The following is a 17,311-nucleotide window of genomic DNA, read 5'->3' as shown; positions in this document are numbered from 1 at the left end:
TTATTGAATAGAATTTAAACCTTTAACAATCACATACTCAATATTGCTACTATTTGCTGTAATAACCTTAATCTCAGCACCTTTATATTGTACAATCGATGAGTCAGATAAGCTATGTTCAAATTGGTAAGATTCAGATGAAGTACTGTGACCATTTCCTATCTTTAATCGATATTGAAAACTAAGTTTATTGCCGGATTTTCCAAGATAAATAATTTCTTGTTCATAATCGTTATTATTCAAAAAAGTAATAGTTCTTGTGGAATAATCGACTTCCTTTTGGCAGAGCATAGGGCCTCCACCCCACTCATACGGAATACAAACAATTCCAGGTTTATCTTGAAACGTTTTTATTGCCGCAGGCACTGCTGCAGAACCCGATTTTTGAACAACTAAACCTGATCGCATTTCTTGCAGTGAATAGTAATTATCGTTACCTTCTTCACCAACTTTAAGATAATCTCCTGCATAAATTTTATAAAATACAAGCCCCTTAATATTTGTTTCTTTATCAAAATGCAATACATCTGAGCGGGTTAATTGTCCTTGTTTCAGTATACTTTCCCCTACAAAAGCTTTAGTTTGCATACCTAAATTAGGCTCATTAATACTTTCTTTTTGTGCTTCATAATTTTTGACATAATGACTACTACATCCGGATAACAGTAACAAAAAATACCCTAGAAACCATATTTTTTTCATTTTATATTTCCTTTCGAATAAATCATTAATAAACTTATAATGTTATATTTTAAAATAAGGTATAAAAAATCCCGCCGAAGCGGGATTTCTTAAAGTAAATAATCAGAAATTATTGACCTTTAACTTCTTTTAAACCGTGGAAAGGAGCTTTAGCTTCGCCAAGTGCTTCTTCAATACGGATTAATTGGTTATATTTAGCAATACGGTCTGAACGGCTCATAGAACCAGTTTTGATTTGACCTGCTGCTAAACCAACTGCAAGATCTGCAATTGTTGCATCTTCTGTTTCACCTGAACGGTGAGAGATAACTGCTGTATAACCAGAATCTTTAGCAAGTTTAACTGCTGCGATTGTTTCAGTTAAAGAACCGATTTGGTTGAATTTGATAAGGATTGAGTTAGCAATACCTTTATCAATACCTTCTTTGAAGATACGAGTATTAGTTACGAATAAATCGTCACCGACTAATTGTACTTTGTTACCAAGTACTTTAGTTAAGTATGCCCAACCATCCCAGTCGCTTTCGTCTAAACCGTCTTCGATAGACACGATTGGGTAGTCTTTAGTTAGTTGCTCTAAGTAGTGAGCAAATTCTTGAGAAGTGAATGATTTACCTTCACCTTTTAATTCATATTTGCCAGTTTCTTTGTCATAGAACTCAGAAGCAGCACAGTCAAGCGCAAGAACAACGTCTTTACCAAGAACATAGCCAGCTTTCTCAACAGCTTCTTTGATACATGCAAGAGCGTCAGCATTTGATTTTAAGTTAGGAGCAAAACCACCTTCGTCACCAACAGATGTGCTCATACCTTTAGAGTGAAGAACTTTAGCTAAGTTATGGAAAATTTCAGAACCCATACGTAAAGCTTCTCTTAAGTTTTTCGCACCTACTGGTTGAATCATAAACTCTTGAATGTCGATATTGTTATCAGCATGCTCACCACCGTTGATGATGTTCATCATTGGTAAAGGCATAGAGTATTTTTCAGGCGTGTTGTTTAATTCAGCAACATGTTTGTAAAGAGGAATACCTTTTGCTGCTGCAGCTGCTTTAGCATTTGCTAAAGAAACAGCAAGAATTGCGTTTGCACCTAAGTTAGATTTGTAATCAGTACCATCTAAATCTAACATGATTTTATCGATAGCTGCTTGATTTAATGCATCTTTACCGATTAATGCTTTAGCGATTTGATTGTTTACGTGACCAACAGCTTTTAATACACCTTTACCAAGGAAACGAGATTTGTCACCGTCACGTAATTCTAATGCTTCACGTGAACCAGTTGAAGCTCCTGATGGAACCATTGCTAAACCAACAAAACCACCTTCTAAGTGAACTTCAGCTTCTACAGTTGGGTTACCACGTGAATCGATAACTTCACGACCTAGTACTTTAACGATCTTTGCCATGTTACTTTTCCTCTATATGACATAGTAAATTAAAAAACTTTCAAAACAGCAAATAGGTAATACAAATTAGCTATTTGTATCCTGATACTCTTTTGCTGCTTTCACAAAACTACTGAACAACGGATGACCATCGCGCGGAGTTGATGTAAATTCCGGGTGGAACTGACAAGCAACAAACCAAGGATGATCTGGGTTTTCAATGATTTCAACTAATTGCTTATCAGTTGATAAACCAGTTACTTTTAAACCTGCTGCAACAATTTGAGGTAATAAATTGTTATTTACTTCATAACGATGACGATGACGTTCAACAATGGAGTCTTTCTTATACATTGCATGAACCATAGAGCCTTTCTCTAAATGGCAAACCTGCCCACCTAAACGCATTGTACCACCTAAATCACTATCTTCGCTACGAAGTTCTACATTACCAGCCTCATCGCTCCATTCAGTGATTAGACCAACAACAGGTATTGGCGTATCTTTAACAAATTCAGTTGAGTTAGCATCTTTCATGCCGGCAACATTACGGGCAAATTCAATCAGTGCTACCTGCATACCTAAACAAATACCTAAATAAGGAATTTTGCTTTCACGGGCATAACGTACAGCCATGATTTTACCTTCCACACCACGGTAGCCAAAACCACCCGGAACTAAGATACCATCAAGACCTTGTAATACTTCAACACCACGAGATTCCACAGTTTCAGAATCGATATAACGAATATGCACAGTCAGACGATTTTTTAAGCCACCATGTTTTAATGCTTCGTTCACTGATTTATACGCATCAGGAAGTTCAATATATTTACCAACCATACCAATTGTTACTTCACCAACCGGATTGGCTTCTTCATAAATGACTTGTTCCCACTCTGATAAGTCAGCTTCTGGACACTCTAAACGGAAACGGCTGCAAACAAAGGAATCCAGCCCCTGAGATTTTAGCAGGGCCGGAATTTTATAAATCGAATCAACATCTTTTAAAGAGATAACCGCTTTTTCTGGTACGTTACAGAACAGAGCAATTTTAGCACGTTCATTAGCCGGCACGACACGATCAGAACGACAGATCAAAATATCCGGCTGAATACCAATAGAAAGTAACTCTTTTACTGAGTGCTGAGTTGGCTTAGTTTTCACTTCACCCGCAGACGCCAGATAAGGCACCAGCGTTAAATGCATATATAAGGTATGTTCACGACCCACATCAACCGCTAACTGACGAATAGCTTCAAGAAATGGTAGTGACTCAATATCACCTACAGTACCGCCCACTTCTACGATCGCTACATCAAAGCCTTTAGCACCGCTTAATACGCGTTCTTTGATAGCATTAGTAATATGAGGAATAACCTGAACTGTTGCGCCTAAATAATCGCCACGGCGCTCTTTGCGTAGAACATCTGAATAGATACGACCTGTTGTAAAGTTATTACGACGTGTCATTTTAGTTCGAATAAAACGCTCGTAATGACCAAGGTCAAGATCGGTCTCTGCGCCATCTTCTGTCACAAACACTTCCCCGTGTTGGGTAGGATTCATTGTGCCCGGATCGACGTTAATATAAGGGTCAAGTTTAAGCATGGTGACATTTAAACCACGCGCTTCCAGAATTGCGGCAAGTGATGCTGCTGCGATCCCTTTACCTAATGAAGAAACCACACCGCCTGTTACAAAAATATAATTCGTGACCATAATAAACCGATTCAAGTTGAGGTGAAAAAATAATAAAAAGTGCATTACTGCCAGACGGGATAACAGTCTAACAGAAACCACATTTTGCGACAATCAAAATAGATCTTAAAAGTCGAATTTCTACACTAATAGATCGTCTTTGCCGATTTAACCAAACGTCCAAACATATTTCTTAGTATTGGAGGAACTGATTCAACTCCTCTTTGTTTAGCATCATCACAAATTGCGATAGCCAGATCCGGTTTGGATGAACGCTGAATCGCTTTTTGAATAATACGTGAAACAGGTAAATTCACGTGTTCTGTACTGCCATAAGCGATCTGTTTATACACATGACTAAAGCCATAGCGGAACATAAAGTTCTCAATATTTTGGGCTGGTAATGTGAGCAAATAATCTTCTATATGATCTCTATTTGGTGCTAAGGAATTAACCGTTTCACTGTAATGTTTACCGGCTATATCGCCATCAGTGACTACAAACCACTCAATACCAATTTTATTCGCCAGCTTAATGAGAGGCTTAAGACCACACTGTGCAAACTCGATTAGCTGAATCCCTTCTGAATCAAGGTGATAACCGCACAAATTAGCCAGTTCATTGAGCATCCAAATCTCGGTTTCACCTTCAACCAAAAGCCAGGAGCGGGCAAATAGCGTAGTTGGACGACGATAAAGTAAATGGAACATTATCTTACGCGTATCACTGACACTCAGCGCTCTTGGTTCAAAATGATAAACCGCGATACGATCAGGCAGACGCACCAGACGATAAATTTTTTCCAGAGGAATAAGAGAAATCAGATCGCTGGAATTCGTGGTGGCAATTTTTTGCATTGGCAGATGATTTAAAAACCGTATCCCAATAGATAAGATTCTTGGATGTAACTGGCTTTCTGGCTCTTCCAGCAGCAATATTGGTACAACGTCAGGCGAGAACTGATGTGGATTATTAAGCACCAACAGCGCAGTAAAAACACTCAGTAAGGTTGAGCGAATCGCAGTATCATCAAACCGACTTAAAATATGGTTAACCTGATCAAGATGGTTCCAGTCTACCAGATTAGGGGTCTCTCTTTTATCGACGTGCTTAATATTATAGCGTTTTTTCTGATCTACCAGATAATATTCCAGCAAATAACACGCGGCATCAAGACCTCGGGACAACTCTTCTGGACGCAGATTAGGCGAATATTTAAGTAACTGCTGTTTGAGTAAATCTAAATGTTTATCTGACCTTGGATCTACATGGATTGAGTGATTATTAACCGGGTCACCAAGGAACTGCTTATCACCAGGATCTTTCAGACGCAGTACCGGACGTAACTTCACCAGAGCAGTCATCATCGTTTTAACATCTTCTACAAACAGGCTGTCACCATATTCATTTAAGAAGCGGTAATCAACAACGATTTTTCCCTCTTTTTGCTCTGCCCTGATTTGATAAACCAGATACTGTAACTTATCAGAACGATTCAGATATACAACCGGTTGCAGTGCTTGATATACAGGCTCATTGAGCTGATTTTGATATTCACCACAAAAAGTAAAGGTGATAGAAAGAGTATTGTGCTTATGGGAATTATGATGAAAATCTTCAGATACAAACTGGTTAAACATCTGCTCCGGCGATAAAAACATCAACGCACTAAGTAAACTGGATTTACCCCAGGCATTTTCACCAATCAGTACACTACCGTCTTTATTGACATCCAGAAATAGCTCACTGATACCTCTAAAACCTTTAACATCAACGGTTTTTAAAAACATGCTCAACTCCAAAATATCATATATGGTTGTCCAAACTTCCTGTATGGCACGTATTTTTCACTTTACAATAAAAAATAAGCAATTGATTTAATTAAATATTCTAAATAAAATCAGTTACATATAAATCACTTTCTTACCAGCTTCAGGTGCTTTTGCATCAGCTGCAAATTGTTCAAAAAAATACGCTAAATGATCAATTTTATCACCAAGCAGGCGCCCTTTGACTTTATTCCATGTAAGCAAAACAATACAGGCATCAGGTTCACCAACAATTAACATCGGCTGTTCAACGTCTTCATTCCAGTAGAATTCACCACCATATAAACGCTGCGCGGCAATTAACATATAACAACCATACTCCTGAGCGATCATATCCAGCTGCTCTTCAGACACTTCTAAATGTTTAGCTGACAATTCATCAACAATAATCTCAACGGCACTCAGACTTTTCTCACTGTAGTCCAGCTCATTCACGCTCCATGCCGGGCTATGTAAAATTGCATTATCAGACCAGGCTTTGATCTCTTCATAAAGTTCATTTTTTGCTGTTGCCATGTGATATCCCTTCAGTTAATTTTCATCTTTTAAAAGATTATCACTTTTCTCAACATTTGACTATCAGACAAGGCTAACTGGCACAAAAGATCTGCTTTACTTGTGTTCTGCTTGCTTAACTTGTTGCCAGACTTCTTCCATCTCATCCAAACTGGCTTGATTCATATCCTGACCGCGTTGTTTAAAATGCCCTTCAACTTGTCTAAAGCGTCGCTCAAATTTCTGATTAGCGTGTTTTAGTGCCAGTTCAGCATTTTGCCCTAAGTGTCGAGAGAGATTCACAGTAGCAAACAGTAAGTCACCGACTTCTTCAGCCAGTTTCTCCTGATCAACTGTTTCTTGTTTAACCTCAAACATCACTTCTAAAATCTCTTCCTGCACTTTATCAACTACTGGTTCTAGCTCATGCCAGTCAAAACCTACCGATGCGCAGCGTTTTTGAATCTTATGTGCTCTCATTAAAGCCGGTAAAGCGAGAGGAATATCATCTAAAACAGAAAACTGCTGCTTTTGACTACGCTCTTGTTGCTTACGCTGTTCCCAGTTTTTAGCATCAGACATCGATACCGATTCATTTTGGAAAATGTGTGGATGACGGCGAATGAGTTTATCGTTCACCGCCTGACAGACATCATCAAAAGTAAAATACCCTTGCTCTTTAGCCAGATCGGCATAAAACACGACCTGAAACAGTAAATCACCTAACTCTTCTTTTAACTCCGGATAATCTTTCCGCTCAATCGCATCAAGAACTTCGTATGTTTCTTCCAGTGTGTGAGGAGTAATTGACTCAAATGTTTGTACCCTATCCCACTCACATCCATTCACAGGATCACGTAAAGTATTTGTAATTTCTAATAATTTTTTTAATGCTAAACAGTTATTTTGTGGCACAATACACACCTGATTTTTCGTTATTTTTCATTAAGTAATTATATGCTAACAGTTTCGAAAATATCAGCTATTTTATAAAACAATTGGGTTTTATCCCAAGTAAGTAGAGACATTGATATGATTAAAACTGATAATTTGGTCCTGCGTCTTTTTAAACCAGACGACCTGTCTGATGTACAAACTTTACTCGCTGATCCTAAAGTTATTGAGTTTTCTGCTATTGACCCATTTTCGGCTGAAGAGAGCCTGCTTTGGTTATCAGAACAAATTGATTCTTATGATGGTGAGGACTTCAAACAGGCTTTTGCCATTACGTTGCCAGAGACTGACAAAGTGATAGGTTACTGCTGTTTAGAAAAAATGGCATTGGGAATTATTGATGATATTGAAGTGTCCGTCGTAATAGCGAGTGAATATTGGAATAAAGGCTATGCGACAGAAGCTGTTACGGCAGTAATTAATTATGCCTTTAATCAACGCGGAATTCGCCGTCTGATTGCAGTGGTCAATAAAGACAACATTGTATCGCAGCGTTTATTTAAAAAGATCGGTTTTATTGAAGAAGAGTTGCTCACCATTGAAGGAATTGGCGTACATTCTGTGATGGCCGTGATTAATCAATAAAATTTATCTGTATCGACTATAACCGTATTAATACTCATGTGAAGAAGAAAAATATCGTTAACAATTTGTCTTTCGCTTAGTATTAATACGTTCTCAATCTTCATTTTCTACTTTTATAAGCTCATTTCTTTTTAGCTTTTTGTAGCGCCAGCGACACAACTAGTGACTGAATCAAACTCAAAGAAACAACCTGAGAACGAAAATGGTTAAGCTCTGCTTCCTTAACAACAAAGGTGACATTACTGCTATCCAGTAACGGACTGACATGACTATCCGTTAAAGCGATTTTTTTCATACCACGTTTATCAGCAATTTCAAGTAACTCAAGGACTTCTGTCGCATAAGGTGAATAGCTCACAACAAAAATAACATCTCGCTTAGTCGCTCCGTTAAGCTGAGAACGATACATTCCCCCGACACTATCAATCAAAATAGATTTCATCTCTAAATTACATAACGCATAAGATAGATAACAAGCAACGCTAAAAGAGCGCCGGAAACCGACCACATAAATATTATCAGCATTTTTCAGTAAACGAATAGCATTTTTAAGCTCTGATTCATGTACCTGTGCAGGTAATTCCTGTAGTGCCTCAATATTGACCTGAGCAAATGCGCTAAGTACCTCTTGCGGCCCAGCTAAGTCATCAAATTGACCTGACTCCGTTTCCGATAAATTCACTCTTTCAGTATAAAGTGGAGTAGTACCAATATGATATTGTCGTAGTACGCGCTTCATATCATTAAACCCTTTAAAACCAAACAGGCGGGCAAAACGAATTAACGTTGATGGCGGAACCTCAGCCTTTTGGGCAATGACAGTGATGGTATCAAAACAGACACTATCGCCATTATCCAGCACATAGCGGGCAACTTGTTGTAGTCTTTTACTCAATCCATCATAACGAGAGCGAATTTCATTATGCAGGGCTGATAATTGTTCATTCTTACTCATGTTATAGCTCAGTTTTATTAATTATTGAAGAAGTCATTACTACATCATTATGATCATGCTACAAGAGCCCGTGACTGACAAGTGAAAATCTTGAATTTGCCCTAAATAAAAAGGGGCAACAGCCCCTTTTAGTCAGTTGAAATAATTCTAGCTGTCTTGTTTTAGACGTTTAAAACCTTCAGCCAAATCCTGTTTTAGATCTTCTACATCTTCCAGACCAATTTGCAGACGCAGTGTCAGTCCACCCGGATTCCAGTTGGTCACTGTTCGATACTCTGCACAGTTAAATGGAATAACCAGACTTTCAAATCCCCCCCAAGAGAAGCCCATACCAAAAATTGACATATTATCCAGCATGCTGGCCAGGCCTTTTTTGGTAAACTCATCTTTCAAGACAATAGAGAACAAGCCTGATGAGCCGGTAAAATCACGTTTCCAGAATTCATGTCCCGGGCACTCAGGGAATGCCGGATGTAAGACTTTGCTGACTTCAGGTCTTGATTTTAACCAGTTCGCAATTTCTAACGCACGTCTTTCCGCTTCTTTAAGACGCAAATGTAATGTACGCAGACCACGCAGTGCTAAGAAGCAATCTTCCGCACCCGGTAGCATTGCCATACTGTCATAAGTGGCACGTAGCGCTGGCCATGTCTCTTCATTAGCAGAAACCATACCAAGTAACAGATCAGAGTGACCACCTAAATATTTAGTCCCTGCTTCCACCGATAAATCGACACCGTGATCGTGCGCTTTAAAGAAGATAGGCGTAGCCCAGGTATTATCAATAATAGTTTTAATACCATGCTTTTTAGCGACACTAACAATTCCCGGTACGTCCTGCACTTCAAAACTTTGTGAGCCCGGAGATTCAAGAAAAATCGTACTGGTATTTGGTTTTATCAGCTTCTCGATATCTTTACCAATGAGCGGATCATAATAAGTCGTTTCTACACCAAATTTCTTTAACATACCGTTACAGAAATTACGTGATGGACGGTAAACACAATCAGGCATTAGCAGATGATCACCGGCTTTCACCGTAGTAAAGATAGCCAGTGCCACAGCACCTAAACCTGATGGTGACATGACTGTCCCGGCTGCATTAGAGATTTGTGACCAGGCATCTTCTAAATTAGCGATGGTTGGAGTACCTGAGGTACCGTAATGGAAACGGGCTTTTCTCGCTTCGATATCTTGTAATGATTTATAGATAACTGTTGAACCACGATACACCGGCGTATTAACAAAGCCACATTGCTCCTCCGGATCACGACCTAACTGTGTCAGCTGAGTACTAATTTGATGTTTAGGATCACCGTGTTTATTTTTCATCATAAATTACCTTTATTCTTTAATTCCTGCATAGTTACGAAACAATATATTTTTATTCGAAGAACTTAAATAATGGCGAAGCACAAAGCATGATCCCCATTATGATAATGTAATAGATACTCAGACCTTTAAATTTATTTAAAACCGGAACACGATACACCAGAAAACATGGAATAAGACAAGAAACAAGCCCATATACCGGTGCACCAATTTGTTGTAATAAGATAAAGGAGAATTTGGTCATTACCCAGCACCACAATAATAAGATAATAAAGATACAAACACCAAATGTCACTGTTTTATCACTAATTTTTCTTTCGAATATTAATATTTTTTCAGTTCATCATTTCTGATTAAGCGCGTATGATGAGTCAAATAAACATCCTGTAATTCCAGCATAATAAGGTCATGCCTTTAAGGAGGCAGCGTGAAAAAAACACATTTGTTCAATTGGTATTTTGGCTGGAATATTGTCGCTGCCACCGTAGTTTTGACCTTATTATCCAGTGGTATGCGAATGAGTCTGGGTGTGTTCCTTTTACCCATTTCCCATGACTTAGGTTTTAGCCGTAGTTTGCTGTCGGGCATGATCGCTATTGGTATGTTATTTTATGGTCTGGCTATGCCAGTTGCCGGCTATTTAGTTGGTCGATACGGAACACGTTTTGTCTTATTGCTTGGTACCGTTATTATTGTTATTTCATCAGTCTGGACTGTCTGGGCCAGAGATCCAATCAACTTCTTTTTAGCCTTTGGTATTGCTTCTTCTTTTGGTTTAGCCTTTGTCAGCTCAATTAGTTTCACTCAAATCATTAGCCACTGGTTTACTCGCCAAAGAGGAATGGCACTGTTCTTTCTCTCTACCGGAGGAATGGCCGGAATTGCAGTTATGATTCCGGTCTTTACTTTCACCATTGAGTGGTTTGGTTGGCAAAATACCATTTTAGGTTTTGCCGTTATTTTCACGTTACTGGCCATCCCGACTGCAATCTGGATTATCCGTGAAGATGTACCGGAACAAACGGATTTACTCCCGGATAGTCAAAATACGACTCATAAAACGACAAGCAGAGCGCCTTCTCCCCTCGCTCATCTGACTTTGTCACAAATATTACAGACTAAACCTTTCTGGCTCTTATGCTTAGGATTATTCGCTTGTGGTTTTAGCATGAATTTACTGGGTACTCATGGTGTGCCGATGCTTATGGATCATGGGTTTGATAATATCACCAGCTCTTACGGAATAGGTCTGATTGGACTTGTTGCGATATTCAGTACTATTATTTTGGGTAAAATTTCTGATCTGGTACAAAGACGTAACATTTTAGCTGTTATCTATTTTGTCCGGGCTCTGGGCTTTATTGGACTGGTCGCCGCCACATCAAAATGGCAGCTTTTTACTGTTTCGATTATTGGTGGCTTTGTCTGGTCGGGTACCATTTCCTTATCTGCAGCAATAATGGCTGACGTATATGGTGTTAAGCAAGTCGGACTACTTACCGGACTCACTTATTTAGGTCATCAAGTTGGCGCGATGGTAAGCTCGTGGCTGGGCGGGTTTGCGTATGAAGCTTATCAAACTCACTGGATTGCTTTTGGCATGGCAAGTATATTTTTAGTGCTGGCTGCTGCGATTTCGATCACCTTACCAACACGCCAAATAATAAAATAATTGATTGATAATCAAGCAAATAAAAAATAAACCTGCTATAATCGCTGCGATTTTATTGATATTGATCCATGTCAATAATCTCAAGATATTATGATTTCAATTATCTATAGTTTTAAGGGGGGCTTTATGTCTTTCTACTCACTGCAAAATATATTGTATTTACCCATCCACCAGCTAGGTCTTGTCGTCATTTTATCTGTCTGTATTATGGCTATTTGTAGTTTTATTGGTGCCCGCATAGCAACAACTGAATTAATTCGCTTTTCATCTGCAATATATACAACCGGTTATTTTATTATTGGTTTATTCTTACTGCGATTTTTATCGAAATTCTTTAATATAGAACGATATTTAACAGGTAATTATAATCTGATTACTTTTGCTCTATTATTCTTACTACTTACAATACTTTCAAGTCGCGAATATCGAGTTTCTTTCACGAAAGGGGTATTTATTGCGTTTATCACTAGTCTATTGTTAGCATTGGCTTTGATGGCAGTATCTTCGTTACTCCCTCGTTATTAATCTTTTTGGAATAATTCAGTTCAAATTAAAAAATAAAAAAATGAACTGCCAGTTATCTGGCAATTCATTGAAAAGATACTGATTTTATTATTGTTATTATTCCAGGAAAATATCTCTAAGCGTAAGGAAATCTTGTTCAGATAAACCAAGCTCTTGTTTGATATAATTTTCCGGTGTACCTGCTACCTCTTTCATCGTTTTCAATACTTCCAGAATAAATTCTTCACGCGTATCAATCAGACTTAACAGATAACCAAGTACATCTTCATCCTGAGTAATTTCACGGTATTGCGACATTTTATAATCATTACGTTCTAAGCGGTTTTCTCTGGTGAGCATATAGTCGTAGACAATATCCTCAACCGAAATACCCAAAATAACCATAACGAGTAACACGCCATAACCAGTACGATCTTTACCACCACGACAGTGCAGAACACAAGGAACGTTATTCTTGTCCAGCATTGCCTGTAGCATATCTTTAAATGCCACTTTAGCCGTATCACCATTAACAAAATTACGGTACTGTTCAAGAACCTGCTCACCTTTACCGTTCACTTTATCTTTTGGCAGATTTTCAGTAATGAATTTGATTAAATCTTGATTTTCATTATCCGGTTTAGCAGCAAATTGCGCAGCCAGTTCAGCGGTATGGGCTGATGGATCGACATTGACTGTTTTATTTTCACCAATATATTCATTTGGTGATTTACTGATTTCTCTGTCACTTCTAAAATCAATAACCGCTTTAATACCAAGCGCCTTGATATAAGCCAGAGAGCCCTCAGTCAGACCATGTAAATGGTTGGAGCGATATAACACACCCCATTTAATACGTTTACCATCAACACCAACATACCCACCACAATCACGCAGATTAGTCATACCCGCTACTTTTAACGTTCTTTCACCAAACAAATATGGTTTACTTTGCCCGTCTAAAGTATCCAGAATAAAGTAGATGCGCTGCTGATTATTTAACGGATCTTGTAGGGTGATTGAATCCCCTACATTCTCCTGCACAAGTTCTCTGTTTTTAGTTTGAGAATCGTGATCTTTAGTCCAAAACAAAGCGACATTAGCACTACCATTTTTTTCAATATTTATAACTAAGCGATTATCATCTTTTCGACAAACAGAAGCCGCTTTGATTAACTGTTTCATTACTTTCCCTTATTCATCAAAAATTATTTTAAAATACCGGCGGTTGATAAAATTACACCTAACACCATCAATGAAATGATGACTGTTACACTATATTTGCCGTTTAATTTTCTTAATAAGAAGAACAGGCCTATCGTAAAGAGTAATACCAGGAAGTTTGGCATAACTTTGTCAAACATCTCCTGAACTTTAATCGTTTGCTCCCCAACTTCTATCGTCATTGGGGTGGCGACTTTTACGGTGGTGGCTATGAGGGACCCCAGCACCATTACCCCGACGACGTTAGCTAAGTTAGAAATACGTTGAATAATATTTGAGTTCTTAGATTGTTCGATCAGATCCACACCTTTACTATAACCATAATGGATAAAGTAATATTTAGTGAATAAGTTCACAAAGTTAAACATAATGAACATGATGATCGGGCCTAAAATATTACCTTGTAAGGCAAAAGAAGCACCGATACTACCGCAGATAGGTAACCAGGTGAATTTCAGTAAGCTATCACCAAGACCTGCAAATGGTCCCATCAAACCAGTTTTTACAGCAACAACTGCATCTTTTTCTTCTTCAGATGTTTTTTCTTCCAGTGCCGCAGTGATACCCATGATGAGTGCACCAGAGTTTACCTGACTGTTATAGAACTCAAGGTGACGCTGCATCGCTTTTATACGAGTCTCTTTATCGGCATCTTTATATAAACGGTTAAGAACCGGAACCATACAGTGAGCAAAACCAATCGTTTGTAACTTTTCATAGTTGAAAGGAAACGACATTGTCTGAATGTTCCAGAAAATCTGATTGAGATCTTTCTTAGTAATTTTATTCTCAACTGGTGCCACTTCGGTCACTTCAGTTTTAATATCTTGTGTCATAGGTCGTACTCCTCTTCTGCTGCTTTATTCCCCGTTTGATTTGCTGATGCATCATTTTTCACTGCTGCATTATTGTTTTGCATGTTGCTTGCCAGGTCATAAACCACCGCGAAAGCAAGAGAAATAAAGGTAATTGGAATAATTGGTAGTTTTAGGTAAGTTGTTAAAATAAAACCAAGTAAGAAGAATACCCACATTCTGCCTTTTAGTAACATTAGAAGAAGGATACAGATACCTACTGCCGGAATTAATTTAGACGCAACACCAAGTCCGCCAAGAACGCTATCTGGAATCATCTCAAGGATTTTTTCAATCAGAGAACTACCAAAGTAAAGCGCAAGGAAACAAGGAATAGCGCGAATCAGGAACCAAAGTAGCGTTGCAGAATAGTGCACTTTCTTAATCGCATTAAAGTCACCAGTTAGTGCAACTTTATCAGCCCAAGGGTTTAAGAAACATGCCATTGAACGCCAGATAATCAGAAGCTGCTGACACAGAATTGACACCGGAATAGCTAGCGCGATACCTGTTGCAACACCACCATTGGTTGAAATACCTAAAGCAACGCCGATAATTGCCCCGGCAATCGTATCCGGAGAAGAGTAAGCACCAACGTTACCCACACCCATCCACATAAGTTCAAGTGTCGCACCAATTGCCATACCTTGAACCACATCACCCATAATGACACCAACAATAGTACCAGTTAAGAGTGGTCGACGTAACATTTGCGGGCCGACGTCATCAAGGGAACATATCCCCGCCCAGGCCGCAACTAAAAGAGCTTGTACTAACATAATGATTACCCCTCAATTAATTCAATATTGAGCTAAGTTGCACAATTGGATCTTTTGGCACCATTTGCACTTCGATCTTAAGACCTGTTGCCAGTAATTTACGGAATGCTTCTTCCTCTGCTGGCGTTACTGATACAGCGCGAGACAGAACTTTTCGTTCATCATTCTTACGCATACCACCAACATTGAGTTTGTCCAGTTTAAGACCGCTTTCAACTAAAGGAAGTACATCAAGACAAGTTGAGAAAATCAGCATCGTTTTCTTTTTGATTTCAGTTTTCTTCAAAATCTCAACAAATTGGTTAACACCAAAAGCTACCACTTTAATTCCCGGAGGAGCAGCCATGGTTAATACTGATTGCTGAACGGTATCTGCTGCAACTTTATCATTCACAACAATAATTTGTTCTACGTCATACGCTTTAATCCAGGTTGTTACAACTTGACCATGGATTAGGCGGTCATCAATACGGGCAAAATTAATAGGCATATCATTGTTCCTTATTAAAGTTCAGTCACATCATCATTAGTAATGGCTAAAATCGCCGTTGCATTGACACAACTTTGACCATAAACCTCATTAATAATTGGACAAATTTCGTTATAGCAAATATCGCGATTAGACAGGACTTCGAGTAGAATCGGGATATTAAATCCGGTATAAATAGTGATATTTTTGTGTTTGATGGCAAGCTCTGAAGCCAGGTTACACGGTGTTCCACCAATAATATCAACTAAGACGAGTAAGCCTTTGTCGTTATTCATTTTTTCATATAGTTCGGCAAATTCTTCCCGAAGTTGATCGATATTACTGTCATTTTCTACAGAGAGCGTTGCTACGTTATCCTGCTTCCCCATCAAAAGTTCAGCACAAGACAGTGCACCTTTTGCGAAAGAACCATGGCTAGCTAAAATAATGGGTAATTCTGTTGCCATTTGTACTCCTTATTTCCACAGTAAATAAAACATTGTTACTAAATAAATTATAATTTCAGTAATTATGTTACTTTTTATATTACAGATTACTACCCCATGATTTATGTTTTGTGAAGATAATCACAAAGAATGTAGGGTTTCTTGTCAAAAATGAGACATAGTCGGAAATATTGAGAAAATACTCAAAAAAAGATGAAAAGTAGCGTTTAGAACAGGGATTTAAAAATTATTTTGTGTTTTCAAATAGTTAGGACTAGAAACTAAAGCAGACAAACGTTCAAAGTTTTCTTCGTACTGTCGAACAAAGATATTCGCAACTAAAATATTAATGATAGAAAGTTGTGATACTTTCGAACGAATAGGAATTAAGCGGGATGTTTCTTCTGACGAAGTATGTAACACAATAGAAGCCAGAGAAGAGACTTTACTGTGTCCAAGACGAGTAATAGCAATCGATGGCACATTTAATTTTTTACTGTATTCCAGTAATTTGATACAAAGCGACGTTTCACCTGAGTTAGAAAAAATAATCAAGACATCATCTTTATCAAGCGTACCTAAAATATTATGTTGAACATAATAATCAAAATTACAGGACACATTTTTCTTCAGTTTAATCAACTGATATTCAAGTTCTTTACCAATCAGTGAACTACTGGCCGCACCATAAATCACCACTTTGTTACATTTAATCAGCATATCAACGGCTTGATTTAATGTTGCAGTATCAATCATCGAATAAGTCGCATCGATCGCCAGTTTTTCCATCTGAAAAACTTTAGCATTAATCTCCTCCATACTGTCACTAACTTTAATATCGTCTTGCAGATAGAGTTTAGATTGCGTGGTATTTGGTGAGGCAATAAGGGCAATTTTAAAATCACTAAAGCCACTATAACCAAGCTTGTCACAAAGTCTAAGGATTGTTGCAGTACTGACTTTGGTTGCTTCAGCGAGGGAATGGATACTAATAGTTTTGATCGTCTCCGCATTATTTAAAATATAAGAGGCAACAAGCAGTTCTTTCTTAGAAAGATCCTGTTGCATTTCCTTCAATTTTAAAAGACTCATCGACATGTTATCCACTCGTATAAAATTAAGTCACATTATATTATAGCTTTATCACGAATCAACAAGGTTATTTTTGTGAAAGTGAGAAGGGATTCACGGAAAGGTTAAAGACAATATTGCACTTTCAATATAATTAAAACACAATTATAAATATAATTTTTTATTAACAATTAGACTTAGTCTTTTGAATAATTTCTGGAAAAATTTCTTGCAGGCTCATTTTCCTAAAATTTTTATTACGAAAATTAGATATTTTTTGCTGTCACTGATACAAATCTATATATTTAAAATATTCTTCCAGTGATTTTTTTGCTATCAATTCATGCGC

The 17,311-nt window shown here is 38.0% G+C and carries 18 protein-coding genes; 3 read left to right on the top strand and 15 right to left on the bottom strand.

All coding sequences use genetic code 11. The features are described 5' to 3' along the window. The 6 genes from IPMB12_RS07735 to mazG form a co-directional block, all read right to left on the bottom strand. Complete coding sequence (locus tag IPMB12_RS07735) at positions 1-702, bottom strand: hypothetical protein (protein ID WP_166916542.1); 702 nt, start codon at positions 700-702, stop codon at positions 1-3. A gap of 109 nt (positions 703-811) precedes the next feature. Next, positions 812-2,113 (bottom strand): phosphopyruvate hydratase, encoded by a 1,302-nt coding sequence (eno, locus tag IPMB12_RS07730; protein ID WP_166916540.1) that lies wholly within the window; start codon positions 2,111-2,113, stop codon positions 812-814. A 66-nt stretch (positions 2,114-2,179) separates the two neighbouring features. After that, positions 2,180-3,814 (bottom strand): CTP synthase, encoded by a 1,635-nt coding sequence (locus IPMB12_RS07725; RefSeq protein WP_166916538.1) that lies wholly within the window; start codon positions 3,812-3,814, stop codon positions 2,180-2,182. 125 nt (positions 3,815-3,939) lie between these two features. Then, positions 3,940-5,583: a DUF2813 domain-containing protein gene (locus IPMB12_RS07720; RefSeq protein WP_166916536.1), complete on the bottom strand. Its 1,644-nt coding sequence runs from the start codon at positions 5,581-5,583 to the stop codon at positions 3,940-3,942. Between the two features lie 114 nt (positions 5,584-5,697). Next, positions 5,698-6,138 carry a hypothetical protein gene (locus IPMB12_RS07715; RefSeq protein ID WP_166916534.1) on the bottom strand — a complete coding sequence of 147 codons (441 nt, stop codon included), beginning with the start codon at positions 6,136-6,138 and terminating at the stop codon, positions 5,698-5,700. Between the two features lie 96 nt (positions 6,139-6,234). Beyond that, positions 6,235-7,041, bottom strand: coding sequence for a nucleoside triphosphate pyrophosphohydrolase (gene mazG, locus IPMB12_RS07710; protein ID WP_166916532.1), 807 nt, complete (start codon positions 7,039-7,041; stop codon positions 6,235-6,237). A 108-nt stretch (positions 7,042-7,149) separates the two neighbouring features. Between mazG and IPMB12_RS07705 the strand changes: the two genes are divergently transcribed. After that, the gene (locus tag IPMB12_RS07705) at positions 7,150-7,656 is read left to right on the top strand and encodes a GNAT family N-acetyltransferase (RefSeq protein WP_166916530.1); all 507 of its coding nucleotides are present in this window, start codon (positions 7,150-7,152) and stop codon (positions 7,654-7,656) included. Between the two features lie 121 nt (positions 7,657-7,777). On the opposite strand, the gene IPMB12_RS07700 is transcribed toward IPMB12_RS07705, so the two are convergent. The 3 genes from IPMB12_RS07700 to IPMB12_RS07690 all read right to left on the bottom strand — a co-directional run bounded on the left by IPMB12_RS07700 (position 7,778) and on the right by IPMB12_RS07690 (position 10,187). Continuing rightward, positions 7,778-8,611 carry a MurR/RpiR family transcriptional regulator gene (locus IPMB12_RS07700; protein WP_166916528.1) on the bottom strand — a complete coding sequence of 278 codons (834 nt, stop codon included), beginning with the start codon at positions 8,609-8,611 and terminating at the stop codon, positions 7,778-7,780. A 147-nt stretch (positions 8,612-8,758) separates the two neighbouring features. Continuing rightward, positions 8,759-9,943, bottom strand: coding sequence for a cystathionine beta-lyase (metC, locus tag IPMB12_RS07695; RefSeq protein ID WP_166917737.1), 1,185 nt, complete (start codon positions 9,941-9,943; stop codon positions 8,759-8,761). Positions 9,944-9,995: 52 nt separating this feature from the next. Then, on the bottom strand, positions 9,996-10,187 hold the full coding sequence (locus IPMB12_RS07690) for a hypothetical protein (RefSeq protein ID WP_166916526.1): 192 nt from the start codon (positions 10,185-10,187) through the stop codon (positions 9,996-9,998). A 183-nt stretch (positions 10,188-10,370) separates the two neighbouring features. Between IPMB12_RS07690 and IPMB12_RS07685 the strand changes: the two genes are divergently transcribed. Beyond that, a complete protein-coding gene (locus IPMB12_RS07685; protein WP_166916524.1) occupies positions 10,371-11,615 on the top strand; it encodes an MFS transporter in 1,245 nt (414 codons plus the stop codon). Positions 11,616-11,741: 126 nt separating this feature from the next. Then, positions 11,742-12,140 carry a hypothetical protein gene (locus tag IPMB12_RS07680; RefSeq protein ID WP_166916522.1) on the top strand — a complete coding sequence of 133 codons (399 nt, stop codon included), beginning with the start codon at positions 11,742-11,744 and terminating at the stop codon, positions 12,138-12,140. Positions 12,141-12,236: 96 nt separating this feature from the next. Here IPMB12_RS07680 and IPMB12_RS07675 read toward each other — a convergent pair whose 3' ends face one another. The 6 genes from IPMB12_RS07675 to IPMB12_RS07650 all read right to left on the bottom strand — a co-directional run bounded on the left by IPMB12_RS07675 (position 12,237) and on the right by IPMB12_RS07650 (position 16,983). Next, positions 12,237-13,304 carry a tyrosine-protein phosphatase gene (locus tag IPMB12_RS07675; RefSeq protein WP_166916520.1) on the bottom strand — a complete coding sequence of 356 codons (1,068 nt, stop codon included), beginning with the start codon at positions 13,302-13,304 and terminating at the stop codon, positions 12,237-12,239. 23 nt (positions 13,305-13,327) lie between these two features. Further along, complete coding sequence (locus IPMB12_RS07670; RefSeq protein WP_166916518.1) at positions 13,328-14,179, bottom strand: PTS system mannose/fructose/sorbose family transporter subunit IID; 852 nt, start codon at positions 14,177-14,179, stop codon at positions 13,328-13,330. Beyond that, positions 14,176-14,976, bottom strand: coding sequence for a PTS mannose/fructose/sorbose/N-acetylgalactosamine transporter subunit IIC (locus IPMB12_RS07665; protein ID WP_166916516.1), 801 nt, complete (start codon positions 14,974-14,976; stop codon positions 14,176-14,178). Before IPMB12_RS07665 ends, IPMB12_RS07670 begins: the two co-directional genes overlap by 4 nt. A gap of 16 nt (positions 14,977-14,992) precedes the next feature. After that, a complete protein-coding gene (locus IPMB12_RS07660; RefSeq protein WP_166916514.1) occupies positions 14,993-15,466 on the bottom strand; it encodes a PTS system mannose/fructose/N-acetylgalactosamine-transporter subunit IIB in 474 nt (157 codons plus the stop codon). Positions 15,467-15,480: 14 nt separating this feature from the next. Continuing rightward, positions 15,481-15,912 (bottom strand): PTS sugar transporter subunit IIA, encoded by a 432-nt coding sequence (locus IPMB12_RS07655; RefSeq protein WP_166916512.1) that lies wholly within the window; start codon positions 15,910-15,912, stop codon positions 15,481-15,483. Positions 15,913-16,131: 219 nt separating this feature from the next. Further along, on the bottom strand, positions 16,132-16,983 hold the full coding sequence (locus IPMB12_RS07650) for a MurR/RpiR family transcriptional regulator (protein WP_166916510.1): 852 nt from the start codon (positions 16,981-16,983) through the stop codon (positions 16,132-16,134). Positions 16,984-17,311 lie beyond the last annotated feature (328 nt).

Origin of the sequence: Zophobihabitans entericus (assembly GCF_011745665.1) — a bacterium.
GTDB classification, from domain to species: domain Bacteria; phylum Pseudomonadota; class Gammaproteobacteria; order Enterobacterales; family Orbaceae; genus Zophobihabitans; species Zophobihabitans entericus.
The sequence above is the reverse complement of the archived record's forward strand: the minus strand, read 5'-3'. Positions and strand labels throughout refer to the sequence as shown.

Excerpts from the sequence above, each read along its gene's own strand:
- IPMB12_RS07690 (WP_166916526.1), bottom strand. The coding sequence starts at position 10,187 with ATGACCAAATTCTCCTTTATCTTATTACAACAAATTGGTGCACCGGTA.
- IPMB12_RS07650 (WP_166916510.1), bottom strand. The coding sequence starts at position 16,983 with ATGAGTCTTTTAAAATTGAAGGAAATGCAACAGGATCTTTCTAAGAAA.
- IPMB12_RS07720 (WP_166916536.1), bottom strand. The coding sequence starts at position 5,583 with ATGTTTTTAAAAACCGTTGATGTTAAAGGTTTTAGAGGTATCAGTGAG.
- IPMB12_RS07675 (WP_166916520.1), bottom strand. The coding sequence starts at position 13,304 with ATGAAACAGTTAATCAAAGCGGCTTCTGTTTGTCGAAAAGATGATAAT.
- IPMB12_RS07725 (WP_166916538.1), bottom strand. The coding sequence starts at position 3,814 with ATGGTCACGAATTATATTTTTGTAACAGGCGGTGTGGTTTCTTCATTA.
- metC (WP_166917737.1), bottom strand. The coding sequence starts at position 9,943 with ATGAAAAATAAACACGGTGATCCTAAACATCAAATTAGTACTCAGCTG.
- IPMB12_RS07705 (WP_166916530.1), top strand. The coding sequence starts at position 7,150 with ATGATTAAAACTGATAATTTGGTCCTGCGTCTTTTTAAACCAGACGAC.
- IPMB12_RS07665 (WP_166916516.1), bottom strand. The coding sequence starts at position 14,976 with ATGTTAGTACAAGCTCTTTTAGTTGCGGCCTGGGCGGGGATATGTTCC.
- IPMB12_RS07735 (WP_166916542.1), bottom strand. The coding sequence starts at position 702 with ATGAAAAAAATATGGTTTCTAGGGTATTTTTTGTTACTGTTATCCGGA.
- eno (WP_166916540.1), bottom strand. The coding sequence starts at position 2,113 with ATGGCAAAGATCGTTAAAGTACTAGGTCGTGAAGTTATCGATTCACGT.
- IPMB12_RS07655 (WP_166916512.1), bottom strand. The coding sequence starts at position 15,912 with ATGGCAACAGAATTACCCATTATTTTAGCTAGCCATGGTTCTTTCGCA.
- IPMB12_RS07660 (WP_166916514.1), bottom strand. The coding sequence starts at position 15,466 with ATGCCTATTAATTTTGCCCGTATTGATGACCGCCTAATCCATGGTCAA.
- IPMB12_RS07680 (WP_166916522.1), top strand. The coding sequence starts at position 11,742 with ATGTCTTTCTACTCACTGCAAAATATATTGTATTTACCCATCCACCAG.
- IPMB12_RS07700 (WP_166916528.1), bottom strand. The coding sequence starts at position 8,611 with ATGAGTAAGAATGAACAATTATCAGCCCTGCATAATGAAATTCGCTCT.
- IPMB12_RS07715 (WP_166916534.1), bottom strand. The coding sequence starts at position 6,138 with ATGGCAACAGCAAAAAATGAACTTTATGAAGAGATCAAAGCCTGGTCT.
- IPMB12_RS07670 (WP_166916518.1), bottom strand. The coding sequence starts at position 14,179 with ATGACACAAGATATTAAAACTGAAGTGACCGAAGTGGCACCAGTTGAG.